This is a genomic window from Pseudomonas sp. PB3P13 (assembly GCF_054897735.1).
In genome coordinates, this window is sequence record NZ_CM142702.1 from 1,025,921 (window position 1) to 1,047,351 (window position 21,431).

General features: G+C 59.5%; 20 protein-coding genes. 12 read left to right on the plus strand and 8 right to left on the minus strand.

Annotated elements, in window-relative coordinates:
- Nucleotides 1–45 precede the first annotated feature (45 nt).
- Both ACYZT1_RS04510 and ACYZT1_RS04515 read left to right on the plus strand, forming a co-directional pair.
- Complete coding sequence (locus ACYZT1_RS04510; protein WP_462017855.1) at nucleotides 46–1,773, plus strand: ABC transporter ATP-binding protein/permease; 1,728 nt, start codon at nucleotides 46–48, stop codon at nucleotides 1,771–1,773.
- 272 nt (nucleotides 1,774–2,045) lie between these two features.
- On the plus strand, nucleotides 2,046–2,795 hold the full coding sequence (locus ACYZT1_RS04515; RefSeq protein ID WP_462017856.1) for a FadR/GntR family transcriptional regulator: 750 nt from the start codon (nucleotides 2,046–2,048) through the stop codon (nucleotides 2,793–2,795).
- Here ACYZT1_RS04515 and ACYZT1_RS04520 read toward each other — a convergent pair.
- Complete coding sequence (locus ACYZT1_RS04520) at nucleotides 2,792–3,019, minus strand: hypothetical protein (protein ID WP_462017857.1); 228 nt, start codon at nucleotides 3,017–3,019, stop codon at nucleotides 2,792–2,794. The genes ACYZT1_RS04515 and ACYZT1_RS04520 overlap by 4 nt on opposite strands.
- Before the next feature lie 245 nt (nucleotides 3,020–3,264).
- Nucleotides 3,265–3,642: a hypothetical protein gene (locus ACYZT1_RS04525; protein WP_462017858.1), complete on the minus strand. Its 378-nt coding sequence runs from the start codon at nucleotides 3,640–3,642 to the stop codon at nucleotides 3,265–3,267.
- A 341-nt stretch (nucleotides 3,643–3,983) separates the two neighbouring features.
- Here ACYZT1_RS04525 and kdgD point away from each other — a divergent pair, with 341 nt between their 5' ends.
- The 5 genes from kdgD to ACYZT1_RS04550 all read left to right on the plus strand — a co-directional run bounded on the left by kdgD (nucleotide 3,984) and on the right by ACYZT1_RS04550 (nucleotide 10,638).
- A complete protein-coding gene (kdgD, locus tag ACYZT1_RS04530) occupies nucleotides 3,984–4,895 on the plus strand; it encodes a 5-dehydro-4-deoxyglucarate dehydratase (RefSeq protein ID WP_462017859.1) in 912 nt (303 codons plus the stop codon).
- A gap of 72 nt (nucleotides 4,896–4,967) precedes the next feature.
- On the plus strand, nucleotides 4,968–6,413 hold the full coding sequence (locus ACYZT1_RS04535; protein ID WP_462017860.1) for an aldehyde dehydrogenase family protein: 1,446 nt from the start codon (nucleotides 4,968–4,970) through the stop codon (nucleotides 6,411–6,413).
- A gap of 160 nt (nucleotides 6,414–6,573) precedes the next feature.
- On the plus strand, nucleotides 6,574–7,944 hold the full coding sequence (locus ACYZT1_RS04540; RefSeq protein WP_462019189.1) for an MFS transporter: 1,371 nt from the start codon (nucleotides 6,574–6,576) through the stop codon (nucleotides 7,942–7,944).
- Between the two features lie 11 nt (nucleotides 7,945–7,955).
- The gene (gene garD, locus ACYZT1_RS04545) at nucleotides 7,956–9,509 is read left to right on the plus strand and encodes a galactarate dehydratase (protein WP_462017861.1); all 1,554 of its coding nucleotides are present in this window, start codon (nucleotides 7,956–7,958) and stop codon (nucleotides 9,507–9,509) included.
- A 187-nt stretch (nucleotides 9,510–9,696) separates the two neighbouring features.
- Entirely contained in the window at nucleotides 9,697–10,638 is a 942-nt protein-coding gene (locus tag ACYZT1_RS04550; RefSeq protein ID WP_462017862.1) for an AEC family transporter, read from the plus strand.
- Nucleotides 10,639–10,729: 91 nt separating this feature from the next.
- Here ACYZT1_RS04550 and ACYZT1_RS04555 read toward each other — a convergent pair whose 3' ends face one another.
- From ACYZT1_RS04555 to gatC, 6 genes are all read right to left on the minus strand, one after another.
- Nucleotides 10,730–11,107, minus strand: a complete 378-nt coding sequence (locus ACYZT1_RS04555; protein ID WP_462017863.1) for a carboxymuconolactone decarboxylase family protein — start codon at nucleotides 11,105–11,107, stop codon at nucleotides 10,730–10,732.
- Entirely contained in the window at nucleotides 11,104–12,162 is a 1,059-nt protein-coding gene (locus tag ACYZT1_RS04560; protein WP_462017864.1) for a calcium/sodium antiporter, read from the minus strand. The genes ACYZT1_RS04555 and ACYZT1_RS04560 overlap by 4 nt, the downstream gene beginning before the upstream one ends.
- A 50-nt stretch (nucleotides 12,163–12,212) precedes the next feature.
- Complete coding sequence (locus ACYZT1_RS04565; RefSeq protein ID WP_462017865.1) at nucleotides 12,213–12,584, minus strand: septal ring lytic transglycosylase RlpA family protein; 372 nt, start codon at nucleotides 12,582–12,584, stop codon at nucleotides 12,213–12,215.
- A 294-nt stretch (nucleotides 12,585–12,878) separates the two neighbouring features.
- The gene (gene gatB / locus ACYZT1_RS04570; RefSeq protein WP_462017866.1) at nucleotides 12,879–14,324 is read right to left on the minus strand and encodes an Asp-tRNA(Asn)/Glu-tRNA(Gln) amidotransferase subunit GatB; all 1,446 of its coding nucleotides are present in this window, start codon (nucleotides 14,322–14,324) and stop codon (nucleotides 12,879–12,881) included.
- A 10-nt stretch (nucleotides 14,325–14,334) separates the two neighbouring features.
- Entirely contained in the window at nucleotides 14,335–15,786 is a 1,452-nt protein-coding gene (gene gatA / locus ACYZT1_RS04575) for an Asp-tRNA(Asn)/Glu-tRNA(Gln) amidotransferase subunit GatA (RefSeq protein WP_462017867.1), read from the minus strand.
- A gap of 16 nt (nucleotides 15,787–15,802) precedes the next feature.
- Complete coding sequence (gene gatC / locus ACYZT1_RS04580; protein WP_462017868.1) at nucleotides 15,803–16,090, minus strand: Asp-tRNA(Asn)/Glu-tRNA(Gln) amidotransferase subunit GatC; 288 nt, start codon at nucleotides 16,088–16,090, stop codon at nucleotides 15,803–15,805.
- A gap of 210 nt (nucleotides 16,091–16,300) precedes the next feature.
- Between gatC and mreB the strand changes: the two genes are divergently transcribed.
- The 5 genes from mreB to rng all read left to right on the plus strand — a co-directional run bounded on the left by mreB (nucleotide 16,301) and on the right by rng (nucleotide 21,362).
- Complete coding sequence (gene mreB / locus ACYZT1_RS04585) at nucleotides 16,301–17,338, plus strand: rod shape-determining protein MreB (protein ID WP_002555108.1); 1,038 nt, start codon at nucleotides 16,301–16,303, stop codon at nucleotides 17,336–17,338.
- Between the two features lie 141 nt (nucleotides 17,339–17,479).
- The gene (gene mreC / locus ACYZT1_RS04590) at nucleotides 17,480–18,562 is read left to right on the plus strand and encodes a rod shape-determining protein MreC (protein WP_462019190.1); all 1,083 of its coding nucleotides are present in this window, start codon (nucleotides 17,480–17,482) and stop codon (nucleotides 18,560–18,562) included.
- Nucleotides 18,562–19,053: a rod shape-determining protein MreD gene (mreD, locus tag ACYZT1_RS04595; protein WP_462017869.1), complete on the plus strand. Its 492-nt coding sequence runs from the start codon at nucleotides 18,562–18,564 to the stop codon at nucleotides 19,051–19,053. The genes mreC and mreD overlap by 1 nt, the downstream gene beginning before the upstream one ends.
- 197 nt (nucleotides 19,054–19,250) lie before the next feature.
- The gene (locus ACYZT1_RS04600; protein WP_462017870.1) at nucleotides 19,251–19,847 is read left to right on the plus strand and encodes a Maf family protein; all 597 of its coding nucleotides are present in this window, start codon (nucleotides 19,251–19,253) and stop codon (nucleotides 19,845–19,847) included.
- 57 nt (nucleotides 19,848–19,904) lie between these two features.
- Nucleotides 19,905–21,362 (plus strand): ribonuclease G, encoded by a 1,458-nt coding sequence (gene rng, locus ACYZT1_RS04605; RefSeq protein ID WP_462017871.1) that lies wholly within the window; start codon nucleotides 19,905–19,907, stop codon nucleotides 21,360–21,362.
- Nucleotides 21,363–21,431 lie beyond the last annotated feature (69 nt).

The following is a 21,431-nucleotide window of genomic DNA, read 5'->3' on the forward strand; positions in this document are numbered from 1 at the left end:
CTATGATCGGTTCGTGTGCGATTGCTTCCTTATCGAGCTCATTCCATGAATCAGAACGCTGAGTATCGCGCGGTCAACGATCGCGTGCGCGGGGACTTTTTTCGCAAGGTCTGGGCCATGACCACGCCTTATTGGCGCAGCGAAGAGAAGGGCAAGGCCTGGACATTGCTGATCGCCGTGATCGTGTTGTCGCTGTTCAGTGTGGCCATTTCGGTGTGGGTCAACCGTTGGTACAGGGATTTCTATAACGCCCTGCAAAACAAGGACGAAGCGGCGTTCTGGCAGTTGATCCTGTATTTCTGCGGCATTGCCGCGGTGGCGATTCTCGGTGCCGTGTACCGGCTGTACCTGACCCAGATGCTGACCATCCGCTGGCGCGCCTGGCTGACCGAAAAACATTTCACTCGTTGGCTAAGCCACAAGAATTACTATCAGCTGGAGCAGGGCGGTTACACCGATAACCCGGACCAGCGGATCTCCGAAGACCTCAACAAATTCACCGCCAATACCTTGGGCCTTGGCCTCGGTTTGATCCGCACCATCGTCAGCCTGGTATCGTTCTCGATCATTCTGTGGGGTGTGTCCGGCAGCATTGAGGTGTTCGGCGTCACCATCCCTGGCTACATGTTCTGGTGCGCGCTGGTGTACGCCGCCGTCGGCAGCTGGCTGACGCATCTGATCGGGCGTCGCCTGATCGGCCTGAGCAACAATCAACAACGCTTCGAAGCCGACCTGCGTTTCTCCATGGTGCGGGTTCGCGAGAACGCTGAAAGCATCGCACTGTACAACGGCGAGCCGAACGAAAACCGTCGGTTGAGCCACCGTTTCGGTCTGGTCTGGCACAACTTCTGGGACATCATGCGCGTGTCCAAACGCCTGACATTTTTCACCTCCGGCTATGGTCAGATCGCTATCATCTTCCCGTTTATGGTTGCGGCGCCGCGCTATTTCTCCGGTAAAATCGAACTGGGCGTGCTGATGCAAATCAACTCGGCGTTCGGCAACGTGCAGGAGAACTTCAGCTGGTTCATCAGTGCCTATCAGGACCTCGCCGAGTGGCGCGCCACCTGTGATCGTTTACTGAGTTTCCGTCAGGCGATGACAGATAACGAAGAGCGGGCGCCGGCGATCGATGTGCAGAGTGCCGGCGCTGCGTTGAAGGTGCAGGGCCTGGGGCTGGATCTGGCTGATGGTCGTCACCTGTTGACCCATGCCGACATGACGGTGGAGGCGGGTGAGCGCGTCATGCTCAGCGGGCGTTCCGGCAGTGGCAAATCCACATTGTTCAGGGCGATGGGGCATTTATGGCCGGCTGGCCATGGCAGCATTCGTCTGCCGGCGGCCCGTTACCTGTTTCTGCCGCAAAAACCGTATTTGCCGATTGGCACACTTCGCGAAGCCTTGAGTTATCCACAGGCTGGCGACACTTACGCGAACGAGCGCTATGCGCATGTGCTGGAAACCTGCCGCTTGCCGCACCTGGTTGCGCGCCTTGATGAAGCCAATCACTGGCAACGGATGTTGTCGCCCGGTGAGCAACAGCGTCTGGCCTTCGCCCGAGCGCTGCTGTTTGCTCCGCAGTGGCTTTATATGGACGAAGCCACCTCGGCGATGGACGAAGAAGATGAGGCAACGTTGTATCAGGCTTTGATCGATGAGATACCGGGCCTGAGCATCGTCAGTGTGGGTCATCGAAGCAGTTTGAAACGATTCCATCCGCGGCACGTGCGCATCGAGAATGGTCACCTGATCGACCAGACTGTGACCGCCTGAATCACGGCGGTTCTTTTGGATAGAGCCTTTGTGGCGAGGGGGCTTATGTGGCGACTTGGCTTGTGTGGCGAGGGGGCTTGCCCCCGTTCCAGTGCGCAGCACTGGCAAGGTCTTGTAAGCGTGCGAGTTTGGGGCCGCGTCGAGACCCGACGGGGGCAAGCCCCCTCGCCACAGGGCGATCCGGTCGAGAGCGATAGATTCGCTGGTGGTGATCGTACAACCGCGTTGAGCTATGATGCGCATTCAGCGAATTCTCGAGACAGACGTTCACCATGGAAAACCCGATCGACGTGCCACGCCTCCCTCGCAAGCGCCGCAGCCTCGCACAGGAATTGGTGACGGTGCTGTCCGAGCAGATTCGCGATGGTCAACTCCAGCGCGGCGACAAGTTGCCCACCGAGTCGGCAATCATGGATGCCCATGGCGTGAGTCGCACTGTGGTGCGCGAGGCGATTTCCCGTCTGCAAGCGGCGGGGCAGGTGGAAACCCGTCACGGCATTGGCACCTTCGTACTGGATACGCCGAGCCCGAGTGGTTTCCGCATCGACCCGGCCACGGTGGTCACGCTGCGTGACGTGCTGGCGATTCTGGAACTGCGCATCAGCCTCGAAGTGGAATCCGCCGGGCTCGCGGCGCAACGCCGCAGCCCCGAGCAGTTGGCACTGATGCGTGCCGCGCTGGATGCCTTGAACGAAAGCGCGGCTCATGCCAGCGACGCGGTGGCTTCGGACTTTCAATTCCACCTGCAGATCGCCCTGTCGACCGGTAACCGTTACTTCACCGATATCATGACTCACCTCGGGACGAGCATCATTCCGCGTACGCGGCTTAATTCCGCGCGCCTGGCCCATGACGACCAGCAACACTACATGGGTCGCCTGAGCCGCGAGCACGAAGAAATCTACGACGCGATTGCCCGCCAGGATTCCGATGCCGCCCGCGCGGCAATGCGCCTGCACCTGACCAACAGCCGCGAACGGTTGCGTCATGCGCATGAAGAGGCTGAGGCGCAGCGGGGTTAAGGGAGTTCGGGGTCTTCAACAGGTTCCATGACGTAATCAACGTACTTCACGGTGTTGTCACCCAGCACCATGAATTTTTTGCGGGTGACCGCCCATGTAAGTCCCGGCATCAATTCAAACCCGACCCAATCGTTTATGTTCACGTGCAGATCGAAGTCCATTGGCATTTCCAGAGCCGCTTGCTTGGCGTCGGTCGGAAAGCTGAATCGGTATGTTGTGTTCATGGCTGATTTCCTCGGTAGTTGATGTGAGGATTCAGTCACATTCAGCGACCGTTCGAAACTGTTAAAAATACCAGTTGCGATGAGCGGACAGCGCATATCTGCACATCTGCTGCGTTCCCCTTTTGTACCTATGCATCCAAGGCCTTCGGATGTCGCACCTGCTGACACTGCGCCCGGACCGCGCAAAATCCATTTGGATCGTTCCCACGCCGAGCGTGAGAACGATCTATCGCAAGTAGCGCTTCTCAGGATTCAACAAGGATCAGCAACGGTTTTGAGGAGGGCTGCAGACTCGACTCGTCGGCAAACTTGTATCGTAATTCAACGGTTCTCCCTCGGTAGCTTTCAAGGTCCGCTTTCGCGATTTTCAGTTCGATCCCGCTGCGTTTCACCATGTCGTCAATGGCATCATCCCAAAAACCGGTGGGCTCCTCGACACCGCGCCAGTCGGGCTCTTCAACGTCCGTCCCCAGGATCGGGTACACGTCCCAGTTTGGCGGGATGTCGTTAGGCTCCGGCACCCGGACGATCAAACAGTCTCTGAGCTCCGACAGCACAATCACAATGGGCTGGTCGGGGCCACGGGGTGGGAATTGGGGAAGTATCGGTGAGGAAAAATTCATGTGGGTGTACTCCGTGCGAAGTTCGCCACGATCCATTCGTGGCACTGGCAGAACTCTAGGTGATGAATTCATGGTGAGTCGGCCGCGACTTTGTCCGGTTATTTCCATCCTGGCGCAGCCCAGACAATAAAGTGCAGCAGTGAGCGCGGGAGCAAGGTTCGAACATTCGAACATCGTTTGACTTGACTCACGCATTACGGTCCCTGGCACAAATTTCACCCGCAACGATGAAATGCAGTTGACGGTTGTTTTTTAAGTTGTACGATGACCTACAACTTCGGCGAAGGCTGACGGTTTATCCACACACAAACAACAACGTAGCTACTCAGGGTGTTCGAATAATGAATCCACAAGAACTGAAGTCCATCCTCTCTTCCGGTCTGTTGTCATTCCCGGTTACCGATTTCGATGCCCAGGGCGATTTCCATCGCGCGGGCTACATCAAGCGTCTCGAATGGCTGGCCCCATACGGCGCCTCGGCTCTGTTCGCCGCAGGCGGCACCGGCGAGTTCTTCTCTCTGGCGGCCAGCGAATATTCGGAAATCATCAAGACTGCCGTCGACACCTGCGAAACCAGCGTGCCGATTCTGGCCGGCGTCGGCGGTTCGACCCGCCAGGCTATCGAATATGCACAGGAAGCCGAGCGTCTGGGCGCCAAAGGCCTGTTGCTGCTGCCGCACTACCTGACTGAAGCCAGCCAGGACGGCGTTGCCGCTCACGTTGAAGCCGTGTGCAAATCGGTAAAAATCGGTGTGGTGGTTTACAACCGTAACGTCTGCCGCCTGACCGCTCCGCTGCTGGAACGTCTGGCCGAGCGCTGCCCGAACCTGATCGGTTACAAAGACGGTCTGGGCGATATCGAATTGATGGTGTCGATCCGTCGCCGCCTCGGCGATCGTTTCAGCTACCTGGGCGGTTTGCCGACCGCTGAAGTTTACGCCGCTGCGTACAAGGCACTGGGCGTGCCGGTTTATTCCTCGGCAGTGTTCAACTTCATTCCGAAAACCGCGATGGATTTTTACCACGCCATTGCCCGCGAAGATCACGCCACCGTCGGCAAGATCATCGACGACTTCTTCCTGCCTTACCTGGACATCCGTAACCGCAAGGCGGGTTACGCGGTGAGCATCGTCAAGGCCGGGGCAAAAATCGCCGGCTATGACGCAGGCCCTGTGCGTGCACCGCTGACCGATCTGACCGGCGAAGAGTATGAAATGCTCGCCGCGTTGATGGACAAGCAAGGCGCGCAGTAATCCGATTAAACAAGGCCGCTGAGCAATCAGCGGCCTTTTGTGTTCAGGACTGCTTAGAAAGGGGTAAGCCAAGTGGCTGATACAAAGCGTTTCGATAACTACATCAACGGTGAATGGGTTGCGGGCAGTGATTACTGCGCCAACATCAACCCGTCCGAATTGAGCGACACCATTGGCGACTACGCCAAGGCTGATCTGGCCCAGGTTCACGCTGCCATCGACGCAGCGCGCGCGGCATTCCCGGCCTGGTCCACTTCGGGCATTCAGGCCCGTCACGATGCACTGGACAAAGTCGGTACGGAAATCCTCGCCCGCCGCGAAGAGCTTGGCACCTTGCTGGCCCGGGAAGAGGGCAAGACCCTGCCTGAGGCGATTGGTGAAGTGACCCGCGCCGGTAACATCTTCAAATTCTTCGCCGGTGAAACCCTGCGGCTGTCCGGCGACTATCTGCCGTCGGTGCGTCCAGGCGTGAACGTTGAAGTGACCCGCGAAGCATTGGGCGTGGTTGGCCTGATCACCCCATGGAACTTCCCGATCGCGATCCCGGCATGGAAGATCGCTCCGGCCCTGGCCTACGGCAACTGCGTCGTGCTGAAACCGGCCGATCTGGTCCCGGGCTGCGCCTGGGCGCTGGCGGAAATCATCTCCCGCGCCGGCTTCCCGGCCGGCGTGTTCAACCTGGTGATGGGCAGCGGTCGTGTGGTTGGCGATGCGTTGGTGCAGAGCCCGAAGGTCGACGGCATCAGCTTCACCGGTTCGGTAGGCGTCGGTCGCCAGATCGCGGTCAGCTGTGTGTCGCGTCAGGCCAAGGTTCAGCTGGAAATGGGCGGCAAGAACCCGCAGATCATTCTCGACGACGCCGACCTCAAGCAGGCGGTCGAGTTGTCGGTGCAGAGCGCGTTCTACTCCACCGGACAACGTTGCACCGCCTCGAGCCGCTTCATCGTCACCGCCGGGATTCACGACAAATTCGTTGAAGCCATGGCGGAGCGCATGAAGTCGATCAAGGTTGGCCACGCGTTGAAAACCGGCACCGACATCGGCCCGGTCGTTTCGCGAGCGCAGCTTGATCAGGACATGAAGTACATCGACATCGGCCAGTCCGAAGGTGCGCGTCTGGTCAGCGGCGGCGGTCTTGTGACCTGTGATACCGAAGGCTATTACCTCGCGCCAACGCTGTTTGCCGACAGCGAAGCGGCGATGCGTATCAGCCGCGAAGAGATCTTCGGCCCGGTGGCCAACGTTGTTCGCGTGGCGGATTACGAAGCGGCACTGGCCATGGCCAACGACACCGAATTCGGTCTGTCGGCGGGCATCGCGACCACTTCATTGAAGTACGCCAACCACTTCAAGCGTCATTCCCAGGCCGGGATGGTAATGGTCAACCTGCCGACGGCGGGCGTGGATTACCACGTACCGTTCGGTGGGCGTAAAGGTTCCTCTTATGGATCCCGCGAGCAAGGTCGCTATGCGCAAGAGTTTTACACCGTCGTAAAAACCTCCTACATCGGCTCCTGACACCCGCAATACCTGTGGGAGCTGGCTTGCCTGCGATCGCATCACCGCATTGTGACTGACACTGCGCGGTGCCTGCATCGCGGGCAAGCCCGGCTCCCACAGAAAATCAGCGCCTACAGAACACCGTTATTACCCGCATAAAAATAATCAGTGGGAGTACATCTACATGCAAGCGACCAAGCCGACCCACGTCCGCTATTTGATATTGCTCATGCTTTTCCTGGTGACCACGATCAACTACGCCGATCGGGCCACCATCGCCATTGCCGGCTCCAGCCTGCAAAAAGACCTCGGCATCGACGCGGTCACCCTCGGTTACATCTTCTCTGCTTTCGGTTGGGCCTACGTGGCCGGGCAAATTCCCGGTGGCTGGTTGCTGGACCGTTTCGGCTCGAAAAAAATCTATGCACTGAGCATCTTCACCTGGTCGCTGTTCACCGTGCTGCAGGGTTACGTCGGCGAGTTCGGCATGTCCACCGCCGTGGTTGCTCTGTTCATGCTGCGCTTTCTGGTGGGCCTGGCGGAAGCGCCTTCCTTCCCCGGTAACGCGCGCATTGTCGCGGCCTGGTTCCCGACCGCAGAACGCGGCACTGCCTCGGCGATCTTTAACTCGGCGCAATATTTTGCCACCGTATTGTTCGCCCCGTTGATGGGCTGGATCGTCTACAGCTACGGCTGGCAGCACGTGTTCATCGTCATGGGTGTAATCGGCATCATCTTCTCGGGCATCTGGCTGAAGGTGATCTACAGCCCGCGCCAGCACCCGATGATCAACGAAGCCGAATTCAAGCACATTGCCGACAACGGCGGCATGGTCGACATGGACCAGGACAAAGGCAAGGGCGCCAAGGCTGACGGCCCGAAATGGGACTACATTCGCCAGTTGCTGACCAACCGCATGATGCTGGGCGTGTACCTGGGCCAATATTGCATCAACGGCATCACCTATTTCTTCCTGACCTGGTTCCCGGTGTACCTCGTACAGGAACGCGGCATGACTATCCTCAAGGCCGGTTTCATCGCATCGTTGCCGGCGATTTGCGGCTTCATTGGTGGGGTGCTCGGCGGGGTGATTTCCGATTACCTGTTGCGCAAGGGCCATTCCCTGACCTTCGCCCGCAAGGCACCGATCATTGCCGGTTTGCTCGTCTCCAGCAGCATCGTGGCGTGTAACTATGTCGATGTGGAATGGATGGTCGTCGGCTTCATGGCCCTGGCCTTCTTCGGTAAAGGTGTGGGCGCTTTGGGTTGGGCGGTGGTGTCCGACACCTCGCCGAAACAGATCGCCGGCCTCAGTGGTGGCTTGTTCAACACCTTCGGTAACATTGCTTCGATTACCACGCCGATCGTGATCGGCTACATCATCAGCTCCACCGGCTCATTCAAATGGGCGCTGGTGTTTGTCGGTTGCAACGCACTGGTCGCAGTGTTCAGCTACCTGGTCATTGTCGGTCCGATCAAACGGGTGGTGCTCAAAGAACCACCGGTCAGCGGACCTGAAGCAGCCACCTTGTCCCAAGCGCATTCCTGAGGAGCGGCGTCATGCAACTGATTGAACATTCCGACTCGCCGCGCTACATCCGCCTGCACGAGCGGGACAACGTGGTGATTGTGGTCAATGACCAGGGCGTGCCGGCCGGCACCGAATTTCCGGACGGCCTGGTTACCGTGGATTTTGTCCCGCAAAGCCACAAAGTCACGCTGGAAGACATTCCCGAAGGTGGCCAGGTAATTCGTTACGGCCAGACCATCGGCTATGCGTTGCAGCCAATTCCACGCGGCAGTTGGGTCAAGGAAGATCAACTGCGCATGCCGACCGCGCCACCGCTGGACAGCTTGCCGCTGTCCACCGAAGTGCCGGCCGCGCAGGCACCGCTGGAAGGCTTCACATTCGAAGGTTATCGCAACGCCGACGGCACCGTTGGCACACGCAATATTCTGGGCATCACCACGACCGTTCAGTGCGTTACCGGTGTGCTTGATCATGCAGTTAAACGCATCAAGGATGAATTGCTGCCGCTGTATCCGAATGTCGATGACGTGGTGGCGCTGACCCACAGCTACGGTTGTGGCGTAGCGATTACCGCCACCGATGCGTACATCCCGATCCGCACTGTGCGCAACCTGGCGCGCAACCCGAACCTGGGTGGCGAAGCGCTGGTGATCAGTCTGGGCTGCGAAAAACTGCAGGCCGGGCAGGTGATGCACGAAGGTGACAGCTCGGTCGATCTGAGCGATCCGTGGCTGTACCGCTTGCAGGATTCGAGTCACGGGTTTACCGAGATGATCGAGCAGATCATGCAACTGGCGGAGACTCGCTTGAAGAAGCTGGACCAGCGTCGCCGGGAAACCGTGCCGGCGTCCGAGCTGATTCTGGGCATGCAGTGTGGCGGCAGCGATGCGTTCTCCGGCATCACCGCCAACCCGGCGCTGGGTTATGCCTCCGACCTGTTGCTGCGCGCCGGTGCGACGGTGATGTTTTCCGAAGTCACCGAAGTGCGCGATGCCATTTATTTACTGACGTCCCGTGCCGAAACCGAAGAAGTTGCCCAGGAACTGGTGCGCGAAATGGACTGGTACGATCGTTACCTGGCCAAGGGCGAAGCGGACCGCAGCGCCAATACCACCCCGGGCAACAAGAAAGGCGGGCTGTCAAATATCGTTGAGAAGTCGTTGGGCTCGATCGTCAAATCCGGCAGCAGCGCGATCAATGGCGTGCTTGGCCCTGGCGAACGTTTCAAACGCAAAGGGCTGATTTTCTGCGCGACGCCGGCCAGTGATTTTGTCTGCGGCACCTTGCAACTGGCGGCCGGGATGAATTTGCATGTGTTCACCACCGGGCGTGGCACGCCGTACGGGTTGGCGATGGCGCCAGTGGTCAAGGTGTCGACCCGCACGGAACTGGCGCAGCGCTGGCCGGACCTGATCGACATCGACGCCGGGCGGATTGCCACCGGGCGTGCGTCCATCGAGGAACTGGGGTGGGAGTTGTTCCACTACTATCTGGATGTGGCAAGCGGTAAGCAGCAGACGTGGGCTGAGCGGCATAAGCTGTATAACGACATTACGTTGTTCAATCCGGCGCCGATTACGTAAGACCGCGTCGCCTGCATCGCCAGCAGGCTGGCTCCCACAGGGAACTTCGGGTGTTGCCACAATTTGTGCAGCAAAGACGATCTCCTGTAGGAACCAGCCTGCTGGCGATAGCGGTCGACCAGACGCCGGTGTCTCCAGTGGCTTATCATTAGCCCCCTAACGACACTCACCCAAGGTGATCCCCGGCATGCTGGCCATTTTCCTCGAAACCCTGAACATCACCGCGCCGGTGTTTGCCATGCTGTTTCTGGGTGTGCTGCTCAAGCGCATCAACTGGATCAACGACAACTTCATCCACACCGCGTCGTCTCTGGTGTTCAACGTCACCATGCCGGCGTTGCTGTTTCTGGGCATTCTGCATGCCGACCTCCGCGCCGCACTGCAGCCGTCGCTGCTGATCTATTTCTCGCTGGCCACGCTGGTGTCATTCGCCATCGCCTGGGGTTGGGCGATCTGGAAGTGCCCACGCGAGGATCGCGGGATCTACACCCAAGGCGCCTTTCGCGGCAACAACGGTGTGATCGGGCTGGCGCTGGCGGCCAGCATGTATGGCGATTACGGGATTTCCCTCGGGGCGATTCTTGCCGCGTTGGTCATCCTGTTTTACAACACGCTTTCGACCATCGTCCTGGCGGTGTACAGCCCGGTGATCAAGTCGGACCCGTGGAGCATTTTCAAGAGCGTGATGATCAACCCGTTGATCATCAGCGTTTTGGCGGCGGCGCCGTTTGCGTATTTCAAGATTGGTTTGCCGGGCTGGCTGGAGAAGTCGGGGCAGTACCTGGCACAAACCACCCTGCCATTGGCGCTGATCTGCATCGGCGGCACGCTGTCACTGGCGGCGATGCGTAAAAGTGGCTCAATGGCGCTCAGTTCGAGCCTGGTGAAGATGATCGGTTTGCCGGTGCTGGCGACGCTGGGCGCGTGGCTCTGGGGTTTTCGCGGGGCAGAGCTGGGGATTTTGTTTCTGTACTTCGGCAGCCCGACGGCGGCTGCGAGTTTTGTCATGGCGCGGCAGGCCAACGGTAATCACGAACTGGCGGCGGCGATCATCGTGATCACCACGCTGATGGCGGCGATCACCACCAATATCGGGATATTTTTGTTGCAGTGGGGGGGGTGGATTTAGAGGTAGGAGCTGCCGAAGGCTGCGATCTGTGATCTTGATTTTTCGCGAATTGAAGAGGGCACAAATCAAAGATCGCAGCCTTCGGCAGCTCCTACGGCTTCTGATAACTCTCAATCACTTCCTGCGCCGCCCGAAACGCATCGATCGCTGCCGGCGCACCCGCGTACACCGCGCAATGCAGCAGCGTTTCGCGGATTTCCTCAACCGTACAACCATTATTCAACGCGCCACGCACGTGGCCTTTCAATTCCTGCGGGCACTTCAACGCGGTGAGCGCAGCAAGGGTGATCAGGCTGCGGGTTTTCAGCTCCAGGCCTTCGCGGCTCCACACGCTGCCCCACGCATGTTCGTTGACGAAATCCTGCAATGGCTGGGTAAATTCGGTGGCGTTGCCCAAGGCGCGGTCGACAAATGCATCGCCCATCACTTGGCGGCGCACTTCAACGCCAGTTTTTTTATTATCAGTCATGGCAATTCCTTCTTGTGGTGTTGGCGGCGCCAGGCACGCAGCGACGTAAACAGCAGAAACGCCACCAGCGCCGGCAGAACAAAAAACAGCATCAAGTGTTCCAGCTTGCCGGCCAGCGGCATGCCGGTGGTGAACGACACCACGTGCAGCCCGTAGGCCAGGTACAAACCCAGGAACAGCAAGCCCTCGGCGCGGGTGACCCGGTACCCGGAATAAAACACCGGCAGGCACAGCACGGCGACACCGAGCATGACCGGCAAATCGAAATCCAGCGCATTCGGCGAGACCGACAGCGGTGATGGCGCGACCAACGCAGTCAGGCCCAGCACGCCGAGCAGGTTGAACAGATTGCTGCCGATCACGTTGCCCACGGCGATGTCCCGCTGCCCGCGTAATGCCGCGATCAACGAAGTCGCCAATACGGGCAGTGACGTGCTGACCGCGACGATTGTCAGGCCGATGATTCGCTCGGACAGCCCCAGATCGGTGGCAACCGTTACCGCTGCCCCCAGCAGCAAATGCCCGGCGTACACCAGCATCGCCAGGCCCACCACCATCATCAGCAGACTGCGCAGCCACGGAGTCTGCAGCGTTTCGTCGTGAGACGCCGGCCGCGTCGAGTGCCGCGACTGGCGTAGCAGCAAACCGAGATACAGCCCCAGCGCCGCCAGTAACAGCATGCCGTCGCTGCGCGTCAGCTCTTCATTCCACGCCAGGACGAATACCAGCAGGCTGGCGCCGATCATCAGCGGAATATCCAGTCGCACCAATTCCCTGGACACCCGTAGGGGGATGATCAGCGCCGAGAGCCCCAGCGTGACGAGGATGTTGAAAATGCTGCTGCCGATCACGCTGCCAACGGCGATATCGGCGTTGGCAGCCAGGGTCGCTTGCAAGCTGACCGCCATTTGCGGAGCGCTGCTGCCGAGCGCGACGATGGTCAACCCGATGATCAGCGGCCGGACATGCAGGCGCGCGGCCAGGCGCACAGCGCCGCGCACCATCAATTCGGCGCCGGCGATCAGTAGCAGCAGGCCGCTGAGCAACTCGATCACGCTGATCAGGGGTAAATCGCCAAGTCCTGAAATGGTCGGGGCTCCGTTGGTCAGTCGAGGGCTTGCACGCGAACCCGTGCGGTGCCGCTTCTGAGCATACCCAGTTGTTCGGCGGCTTCGTGTGAAACATCGATCAGCCGACCGCGAGTATGCGGCCCACGATCATTGATGCGCACTACACAGGTCCTGTCGTTATTCAGATTGGTGACCTTCACCCGTGTACCGAACGGCAACTGGCGGTGGGCGGCGGTCAAGGCATTCTTGTTGAAACGCTCGCCACTGGCGGTGCGCTTGCCGTGGTGTTTGGCGCCGTAATAAGACGCGGTGCCGGATTTGTCATAGCCGTGGGGATCGATGATCTCATTGCTGGCGCAACCGGCCAGTAGAGAGAGCAGGGCGAAAGTGCCGAGTAGACGCATCATTCAAGGGTTTCCACATACAAATGCGGGAGCAATTTTGTTTGGCCGGAGGATATTTTGTCCAGAGCAGGCTTTTGTGGGAGGGGAGATTTTGTGGCGTGGGGAGTTGTCCCCGCTGGACTGCGTAGCAGTCCCGGCTGCCGATTTTGGGGCTGCTTCGCAACCCAGCGGGGGCAAGCCCCCTCGCCACAAAGGACCTCCAGCCACAAAGGACCTCCAGCCACAAAGGGCCTCCAGCCACAAAACGTTTGCTCCCACAGGGAATGGAGCCAGATTCAAGCGCTGGCTCCGGTCTCATCAGCCTTCGAGCTTGCTCTTCAGCAATTCGTTGACCTGTTGCGGGTTGGCCTTGCCTTTGGAGGCTTTCATGGCCTGGCCGACGAAGAAGCCGAACATCTTGCCGCGTTTGGCTTCGTCTGCTGCGCGGTATTGCTCGACCTGCTCGGCATTGGCCGCCAGCATTTCATCCAGCACAGCCGAAATCGCGCCGCTGTCGGTCACTTGCTTGAGACCGCGCTTGTCGATGATTTCGTCCGCGCTGCCTTCGTTATTGGCCATCGCTTCGAACACCACTTTGGCGATTTTGCCGGAGATGGTGTTGTCCTTGATGCGCAGCAGCATACCGCCCAGTTGCTCGGCCGAAACCGGTGACTGTTCGATGTCCAGGCCTTGCTTGTTCAACAGGCTGCCCAGCTCCACCATCACCCAGTTCGCCGCCAGCTTGGCGTCGCCGCCGATGCTCACGACTTTCTCGAAGTAATCCGCTTGCTCGCGGCTGGTGGCCAGGACGCTGGCGTCGTAGACCGACAGACCGAATTGCTCCTGGAAACGCTCGCGCTTCTGCGGCGGCAGTTCCGGCAGCGTGGCGCGCACGTCATTCAGGAACGAGTCTTCGATGACCACCGGCAACAAGTCCGGATCAGGGAAGTAACGGTAGTCGTTGGCTTCTTCCTTGCTGCGCATCGGACGGGTCTCGTCCTTGTTCGGATCGTACAGACGGGTCTGCTGAATCACCTTGCCGCCGTCTTCGATCAGCTCGATCTGGCGCTGCACTTCGCTGTTGATCGCCTTCTCGATGAATCGGAACGAGTTGACGTTCTTGATCTCGCAGCGCGTACCAAATTCAACCTGGCCCTTGGGACGAATCGACACGTTGCAGTCGCAACGCAGCGAACCTTCGGCCATGTTGCCGTCGCAGATGCCGAGGTAACGCACCAGCGCGTGGACAGCCTTGACGTATGCCACGGCTTCCTTGGCGCTGCGCATGTCCGGCTCGGAAACGATTTCCAGCAGCGGCGTGCCGGCACGGTTCAGGTCAATGCCCGTGGCGCCGTTGAATTCCTCGTGCAGACTTTTACCGGCGTCCTCTTCCAGGTGCGCGCGGGTAATGCCGACGCGTTTGACCGTGCCGTCTTCCAGAGCGATGTCCAAATGGCCCTTGCCGACAATCGGCAATTCCATCTGGCTGATCTGATAACCCTTCGGCAAGTCCGGGTAAAAATAGTTTTTACGGGCGAACACGTTGTGCTGACCGATCTCGGCATCGATTGCGAGGCCGAACATCACCGCCATGCGCACCGCTTCCTGGTTCAGCACCGGCAGCACGCCGGGCATGCCCAGGTCTACGAGGCTGGCCTGGGTGTTCGGCTCGGAACCGAAGGTGGTGGAACTACCGGAAAAGATTTTCGACCGGGTGGTGAGCTGAGTGTGAATCTCCAGCCCGATCACGACTTCCCATTGCATGTGTTTCTCCTCAGAAGCCGGTTGGGGTGCGGGTGTGCCAGTCAGTGTTCTGCTGATACTGATGGGCAACGTTCAACAGGCGACCTTCCTGGAAATACGGGGCGAGCAGTTGCACGCCGACCGGCAGACCGTCGACAAAACCTGCGGGCATGGACAAGCCCGGCAGACCGGCGAGGTTGGCGGTGATGGTGTAAACGTCTTCCAGGTACGCAGCGACCGGGTCGCTGTTCTTGGCGCCGAGCTTCCAGGCCGGGTTCGGCGTGGTCGGGCCGAGAATGATGTCGACATCATTGAAGGCCGTCATGAAGTCGTTCTTGATCAGGCGACGGATCTTCTGTGCCTTCAGGTAATAGGCGTCGTAATAGCCGGCGGACAGCGCGTAGGCGCCGACCATGATCCGACGCTGCACTTCCGCGCCGAAGCCTTCGCCACGGGAGCGCTTGTACAGGTCGATCAGGTTTTTCGGGTCTTCGCAGCGATAGCCGAAACGAACGCCGTCGAAGCGCGACAGGTTGGACGAGGCTTCCGCCGGGGCGATCACGTAGTACGCTGCAATCGCGTGCTGCATGTTCGGCAGGCTGATTTCCTTGATCACCGCGCCGAGCTTTTCCAGCTCCTTGACGCTGGTGTGGATCAGGTCGGCGATGCGCGGGTCGAGACCGGTGCTGAAATATTCCTTCGGCACACCGATGCGCAGGCCTTGCAGCGAACCGTTCAGGCTGGCGCTGTAATCCGGCACGGGCTCGTCGATGCTGGTGGAATCGTTGGCATCGAAACCGGCCATGCCTTGCAGCACAATTGCACAGTCTTCAGCGGTGCGCGCCAACGGGCCGCCCTGATCGAGGCTGGACGCGTAGGCAATCATGCCCCAGCGCGAAACGCGACCGTACGTCGGTTTCAGACCGGTGAGGTTGGTCAGTGCTGCGGGCTGACGGATCGAACCGCCGGTGTCGGTGCCCGTGGCTGCCGGCAAGAGGCGAGCAGCCACTGCCGCTGCCGAACCGCCGGACGAACCGCCCGGTACATGTTCCAGATTCCAGGGGTTTTTCACCGCGCCGTAGTAGCTCGACTCGTTGGCCGAACCCATGGCGAATTCGTCCATGTTGGTCTTGCCCAGCGTTACCGCACCGGCAGCCGCCAGTTTGGCGACCACGGTGGCGTCGTACGGGGCCTTGAAATTGTCGAGCATCTTCGAGCCACAGCTGGTGCGAATGCCTTGGGTGCAAAACAGGTCTTTGTGCGCGATCGGCGCGCCGAGCAGGGCGCCACTTTCACCCTTGGCCCGGCGTGCGTCAGCGGCTTTCGCCTGCTGGAGCGCAAGGTCCTCGGTGACGCTGATGAAGCTGTTGAGCTGCGGATCCAGCTGGGCGATGCGCGCCAGCAGACTTTTGGTCAGCTCTTCGGAAGAAAACTTTTTATCGGCGAGTCCGCGGGCGATCTCGGCCAGAGTCAATTGATGCATTGCAGGCTCTTTCCCTTTAGTCGATGACTTTCGGAACCAGGTACAGGCCGTTTTCGACCGCTGGTGCGATGGACTGGTAAGCCTCGCGATTGTTGCTCTCGGTTACCACGTCTGCACGCAGGCGCTGGCTGGCTTCCAGTGGGTGGGCAAGTGGCTCGATACCATCGGTATTGACCGCCTGCATTTCGTCGACCAGCCCCAGAATGCTGTTCAGGGCCGAAGTGATGTGTGGAAGATCGGCATCATTGAGGCCAAGGCAGGCCAGATGAGCGATTTTTTCCACGTCGGAGCGTTCAAGCGTCATGGGAATCTCCAGTGGAAAACAGAACGGACGGCGTCCGTGTGTTAGATTGTCGGAACACTACCGCATTTCTACGGTCATAAGGCCGCGATTGTGGGGGTTGGTGCCGAGAAAAGCGGCCAATTTAACATATTGGCGCCTTGCCCAAAATCCCTGTCGTTGTTAGAGTTTGCCGCACTTTTTTACCCACGCGTTGCCTAGGGTCCCTTTCCCATGTTCAAGAAACTGCGTGGCATGTTTTCCAGCGATCTTTCCATTGACCTGGGCACTGCCAACACCCTTATTTACGTGCGCGAGCGCGGCATCGTCCTGAATGAGCCGTCGGTTGTGGCTATTCGGACACACGGTAATCAGAAAAGTGTCGTTGCTGTCGGCACCGAGGCCAAGCGCATGCTCGGTCGTACGCCGGGCAACATTGCGGCCATTCGTCCGATGAAGGACGGCGTGATCGCCGACTTCAGCGTCTGCGAAAAGATGCTGCAGTACTTCATCAACAAGGTTCACGAAAACAGTTTCCTGCAGCCCAGCCCTCGTGTGCTGATCTGCGTTCCATGCAAGTCGACCCAGGTTGAGCGTCGTGCCATCCGTGAATCGGCCCTCGGTGCCGGTGCCCGTGAAGTGTTCCTGATCGAAGAGCCGATGGCGGCTGCGATCGGTGCCGGCCTCCCGGTTGAGGAAGCCCGCGGTTCGATGGTTGTCGACATCGGTGGCGGTACCACCGAAATCGCTTTGATCTCCCTGAACGGTGTGGTGTACGCCGAATCCGTGCGCGTTGGCGGCGACCGTTTCGACGAAGCGATCATCACTTACGTGCGTCGCAACTACGGCAGCCTGATCGGCGAATCCACCGCCGAGCGCATCAAGCAGGAAATCGGCACTGCCTACCCGGGCGGCGAAGTTCGCGAAGTCGACGTTCGTGGCCGTAACCTGGCCGAAGGCGTTCCACGTGCGTTCACGCTGAACTCCAACGAAGTGCTGGAGGCTCTGCAAGAGTCGCTGGCAACCATCGTTCAAGCCGTGAAAAGCGCGCTGGAGCAATCGCCGCCAGAGCTGGCTTCCGACATCGCCGAGCGTGGTCTGGTACTGACCGGGGGCGGCGCCTTGCTGCGCGACCTCGACAAATTGCTGGCTCAGGAAACCGGTCTGCCAGTCATCGTTGCCGAAGACCCGCTGACCTGCGTGGCTCGCGGCGGTGGTCGTGCCCTGGAAATGATGGATAAACACACCATGGACCTGCTTTCCAGCGAATAAGTCGTTGGGTTGCATCTATGCTGTTGACGCGCAGGCAGCACTTTGCAGTGCTGCCTGTTGCGTTTATCTTCTGTCAGTCTGCATCCAGGCCGGTTCGATGCCGTATGAATAAACAAAACATTTGCCTGGGAGGAGCGGCTCATTAAACCGCTTTTTACCAAAGGGCCTTCACTGGGCGTGCGCTTGTTGGTGCTGGCTGTGCTATCGGTCGCGCTGATGGTGGTCGATGCCCGCTTCACACTGCTCAAGCCAGTGCGTAGCCAGATGTCGCTGGCGTTGATGCAGTCTTACTGGATCACGGACCTGCCGCAGCGGTTATGGCAGGGTGTGGCCAGCCAATTTGGCAGCCGCACCGAACTGGTCGCCGAAAACGAAAAACTCAAAACCGAAAACCTGCTGTTGCAGGGTCGCATGCAAAAGCTTGCCGCCCTTACCGAGCAGAACGTTCGGCTGCGCGAGTTGCTCAACTCTTCCGCGCTGGTCAATGAAAAGGTCGAAGTGGCCGAGCTGATCGGCATGGACCCCAATCCTTTCACTCATCGAATCATCATTAACAAAGGTGAGCGCGACGGTGTGGTCCTTGGTCAGCCGGTGCTCGATGCCCGCGGCCTGATGGGCCAGGTGGTTGAATTGATGCCGTATACCTCGCGCGTCCTGTTGCTGACCGATACCACGCACAGCATACCGGTGCAGGTAAACCGCAACGGTCTGCGCGCGATTGCCAGCGGCACCGGCAATCCGGAGCGTCTGGAGTTGCGCCACGTCGCCGACACCGCTGACATCAAAGAAGGCGATTTGCTGGTCAGCTCCGGCCTTGGTCAGCGCTTCCCGGCGGGTTACCCGGTGGCCACGGTCAAGGAAGTGATCCACGATTCCGGCCAGCCGTTCGCCATTGTGCGTGCCGTGCCGACCGCCGCCCTGAACCGCAGCCGTTACCTGCTGCTGGTATTCACCGACAGTCGAACCGCCGAAGAACGTGCCAACGAGGCAGCGCAGGCTCAGGAGGCGCTGGATCAATATGGTGGCGGCCCGATGATCCCGGCAAACATGCCCCGTCCTGCCGGCATCATCCCCGCTGCCGTTGCGACACCGGCCGTTCCGGCAGCCGCGGATGTGCCTGCCGCCGTTACCCCGCCCAAACCTGCCGCCACTCAGCCCGCTGCGGTGAAACCGGCCGCCAAACCGCCGGCTTCCACGCCAGCCACCCCCGGGGGAAGAGAATAATGGTCGGTGCAACTGCTTCCCGAAACGGCTGGATGGTCTGGCTGACATTCGCCATCGGCCTGCTGCTTAGCGTTTCGCCGCTGCCGCAATTCATGGAAATTCTGCGACCCCTGTGGCTGGCTTTGCTGCTGGCGTTCTGGGCGCTGGCCCTGCCGCAGAAAGTCGGCATGGTCACCGCGTGGTGCCTGGGCCTGGCTGAAGACGTGCTGTATGGCACGTTGCTCGGCCAGAACGCATTGATCCTCACGCTCATCACTTTTCTGGTGCTGTCGCTGCAACAGCGATTACGCATGTTTCCGATGTGGCAACAGAGTCTGGTCATCCTGGTGATCTTCGGCCTCGCGCAACTGGTTCAATTGTGGCTCAGCGCGCTGACCGGCAATCGTCAGCCAACGCTGGCGCTGGTCTTGCCGGCGTTGGTCAGCGCATTGCTGTGGCCGTGGATCAGCTACGGTTTGCGCGGTCTGCGCCGGCGCTACAAAATCAACTGATTCACTCAGGCATTTGCCGGTGCCCTGCCTTGCAAATACGTCCCTTTTTTGGCGAGTGGGCTGCTGTTGCCAGACAAGGCGCCGCGACGAGTCATAGCTCGCTATGGCGAGGAGCGGCAACGCAGTATGGCAACAACAGACGCCGCCAAAAAGGAACAGTATTTGTGAGGCAGGACACTAAAGAGGGAGATGTCTTGATGAAACAGCTGTACCTCGCCTCAGGCTCGCCGCGTCGGCGCGAACTGCTCACGCAGATCGGCGTGCCGTTTTCCGTCGTCAGTGCGGATATCGATGAAAGCCCTTTAAAACACGAAACCCCGTCGGCCTATGTCGAACGCCTGGCGTGCGGCAAGGCCAGAGCCGGGCGCGGCACAATCGTGTCCGACGGAGAGTTTTGCGTGCTGGGCGCCGACACAGCCGTGGTGCTCGACGGCAAAATACTTGGCAAACCGGTGGACGAAGCCCAAGCGTGCGCCATGCTTGTGAGGCTGGCGGGCCAGGAGCATGAAGTGTTGACGGCCATCGCCGTGCTTGATGGCGCACGCTGTGAATCGCGCGTGGTGCGCAGCCTGGTGCGGTTTCGCGCTATTGATCGCGATGAAGCGGCGGCCTACTGGGCCAGCGGCGAGCCACGGGACAAAGCGGGCGGCTATGGCATTCAGGGCCTCGGCGCGGTGTTTGTCACCAGCCTGAATGGCAGTTATTCCGCCGTGGTCGGCTTGCCGTTGTGTGAAACCGCAGAATTACTCGGCCATTTCGGCATACCCTGTTGGCAACCCCTTAACGCGCGCTGAGCGTCGTACTGACCAGATGCGGCCATAATCGTGAATACGCCTGAACGAGACCCTGCCATGAGTGAAGAGATCCTGATCAACATCACGCCGATGGAATCGCGCGTGGCGGTGGTTGAAAACGGTGTTCTGCAAGAGGTCCATGTCGAGCGCACGCAAAAACGCGGGATCGTCGGCAACATCTACAAAGGCAAGGTTGTGCGGGTTCTGCCCGGCATGCAGGCGGCGTTCGTCGACATCGGTCTGGACCGCGCCGCGTTCATTCATGCCTCTGAAATTTCCCTGCGCGAAGGCCCGGCGGTAGAGAGCATCAGCGCGCTGGTTCACGAGGGACAGAGTCTGGTCGTGCAGGTCACCAAAGACCCGATCGGCTCCAAGGGCGCACGCTTGACGACGCAGCTGTCGATCCCTTCGCGCTATCTGGTGTACATGCCGCGCACCGCCCACGTCGGCATTTCCCTGAAGATCGAGGATGAAGGCGAGCGCGACCGGCTCAAGCAAGTCGTCACCGATTGCGTGGCCACAGAGGGCATCAAGGAAGCCGGCGGTTTCATTCTGCGCACTGCCGCCGAAGGGGCCGGTGCCGATGAAATTCTCATGGATATTCGCTACCTGCGCCGACTCTGGGACCAGATCAACGAGCAGATCAAAACCATCGGCGCGCCGAGTGTGATTTACGAAGACCTCGGTCTGGCGCTGCGCACCTTGCGCGATCTGGTCAGCCCGAAAATCGAGAAAATCCGCATCGACTCCCGGGAAACCTTTCAAAAAACCACGCAATTCGTCGCCGAACTCATGCCGGAAATTGCCGATCGCCTCGAGCATTATCCTGGCGAGCGGCCTATTTTCGATCTGTATGGCGTCGAAGACGAAATCCAGAAAGCCCTGGAGCGCAAAGTGCCGCTCAAGTCCGGCGGTTACCTGGTGGTCGATCCGGCGGAAGCCATGAGCACCATCGACGTCAACACCGGGGCGTTTGTCGGTCATCGCAATCTCGAAGAAACCATCTTCAAGACCAACCTCGAAGCCGCGACCGCCATCGCTCGCCAACTGCGCCTGCGCAATCTGGGCGGGATCATCATCATCGACTTCATCGACATGGAAGACGAGGAGCATCAGCGACAGGTGTTGCGTACGCTCGAAAAACAGCTGGAGCGCGATCACGCCAAGACCAACATCATCGGCATTACCGAGTTGGGTCTGGTGCAGATGACGCGCAAACGCACGCGTGAAAGCCTTGAACAAGTGCTCTGCGAACCGTGCAGCAGCTGTCAGGGCCGAGGCAAACTGAAAACACCGGAAACCGTGTGCTACGAAATTTTCCGTGAAATTCTCCGCGAGGCCCGCGCTTATCAGGCGGAAGGCTATCGTGTACTGGCGAACCAGAAAGTCGTCGACCGTTTGCTCGATGAGGAGTCGGGCAATGTGGCCGAACTGGAAGGTTTTATCGGACGCACCATTCGGTTCCAGGTGGAAACCATGTATTCCCAGGAACAATACGACGTGGTGTTGCTCTGATTCGCTGTGCTTCAACCTCACAAGAACAGCTGGCCTCAGCTTTTTGCCGTATTTTCGCCATGGGAGCCG

Coding starts and splice junctions, on each gene's coding strand:
- ACYZT1_RS04600 (WP_462017870.1), top strand. CDS start 19,251: ATGAAACAGCTGTACCTCGCCTCAGGCTCGCCGCGTCGGCGCGAACTG.
- gatC (WP_462017868.1), bottom strand. CDS start 16,090: ATGACGCTTGAACGCTCCGACGTGGAAAAAATCGCTCATCTGGCCTGC.
- mreD (WP_462017869.1), top strand. CDS start 18,562: ATGGTCGGTGCAACTGCTTCCCGAAACGGCTGGATGGTCTGGCTGACA.
- ACYZT1_RS04555 (WP_462017863.1), bottom strand. CDS start 11,107: ATGACTGATAATAAAAAAACTGGCGTTGAAGTGCGCCGCCAAGTGATG.
- ACYZT1_RS04525 (WP_462017858.1), bottom strand. CDS start 3,642: ATGAATTTTTCCTCACCGATACTTCCCCAATTCCCACCCCGTGGCCCC.
- garD (WP_462017861.1), top strand. CDS start 7,956: ATGCAACTGATTGAACATTCCGACTCGCCGCGCTACATCCGCCTGCAC.
- gatB (WP_462017866.1), bottom strand. CDS start 14,324: ATGCAATGGGAAGTCGTGATCGGGCTGGAGATTCACACTCAGCTCACC.
- ACYZT1_RS04510 (WP_462017855.1), top strand. CDS start 46: ATGAATCAGAACGCTGAGTATCGCGCGGTCAACGATCGCGTGCGCGGG.
- ACYZT1_RS04515 (WP_462017856.1), top strand. CDS start 2,046: ATGGAAAACCCGATCGACGTGCCACGCCTCCCTCGCAAGCGCCGCAGC.
- ACYZT1_RS04550 (WP_462017862.1), top strand. CDS start 9,697: ATGCTGGCCATTTTCCTCGAAACCCTGAACATCACCGCGCCGGTGTTT.
- gatA (WP_462017867.1), bottom strand. CDS start 15,786: ATGCATCAATTGACTCTGGCCGAGATCGCCCGCGGACTCGCCGATAAA.
- kdgD (WP_462017859.1), top strand. CDS start 3,984: ATGAATCCACAAGAACTGAAGTCCATCCTCTCTTCCGGTCTGTTGTCA.
- ACYZT1_RS04565 (WP_462017865.1), bottom strand. CDS start 12,584: ATGATGCGTCTACTCGGCACTTTCGCCCTGCTCTCTCTACTGGCCGGT.
- mreB (WP_002555108.1), top strand. CDS start 16,301: ATGTTCAAGAAACTGCGTGGCATGTTTTCCAGCGATCTTTCCATTGAC.
- ACYZT1_RS04520 (WP_462017857.1), bottom strand. CDS start 3,019: ATGAACACAACATACCGATTCAGCTTTCCGACCGACGCCAAGCAAGCG.
- rng (WP_462017871.1), top strand. CDS start 19,905: ATGAGTGAAGAGATCCTGATCAACATCACGCCGATGGAATCGCGCGTG.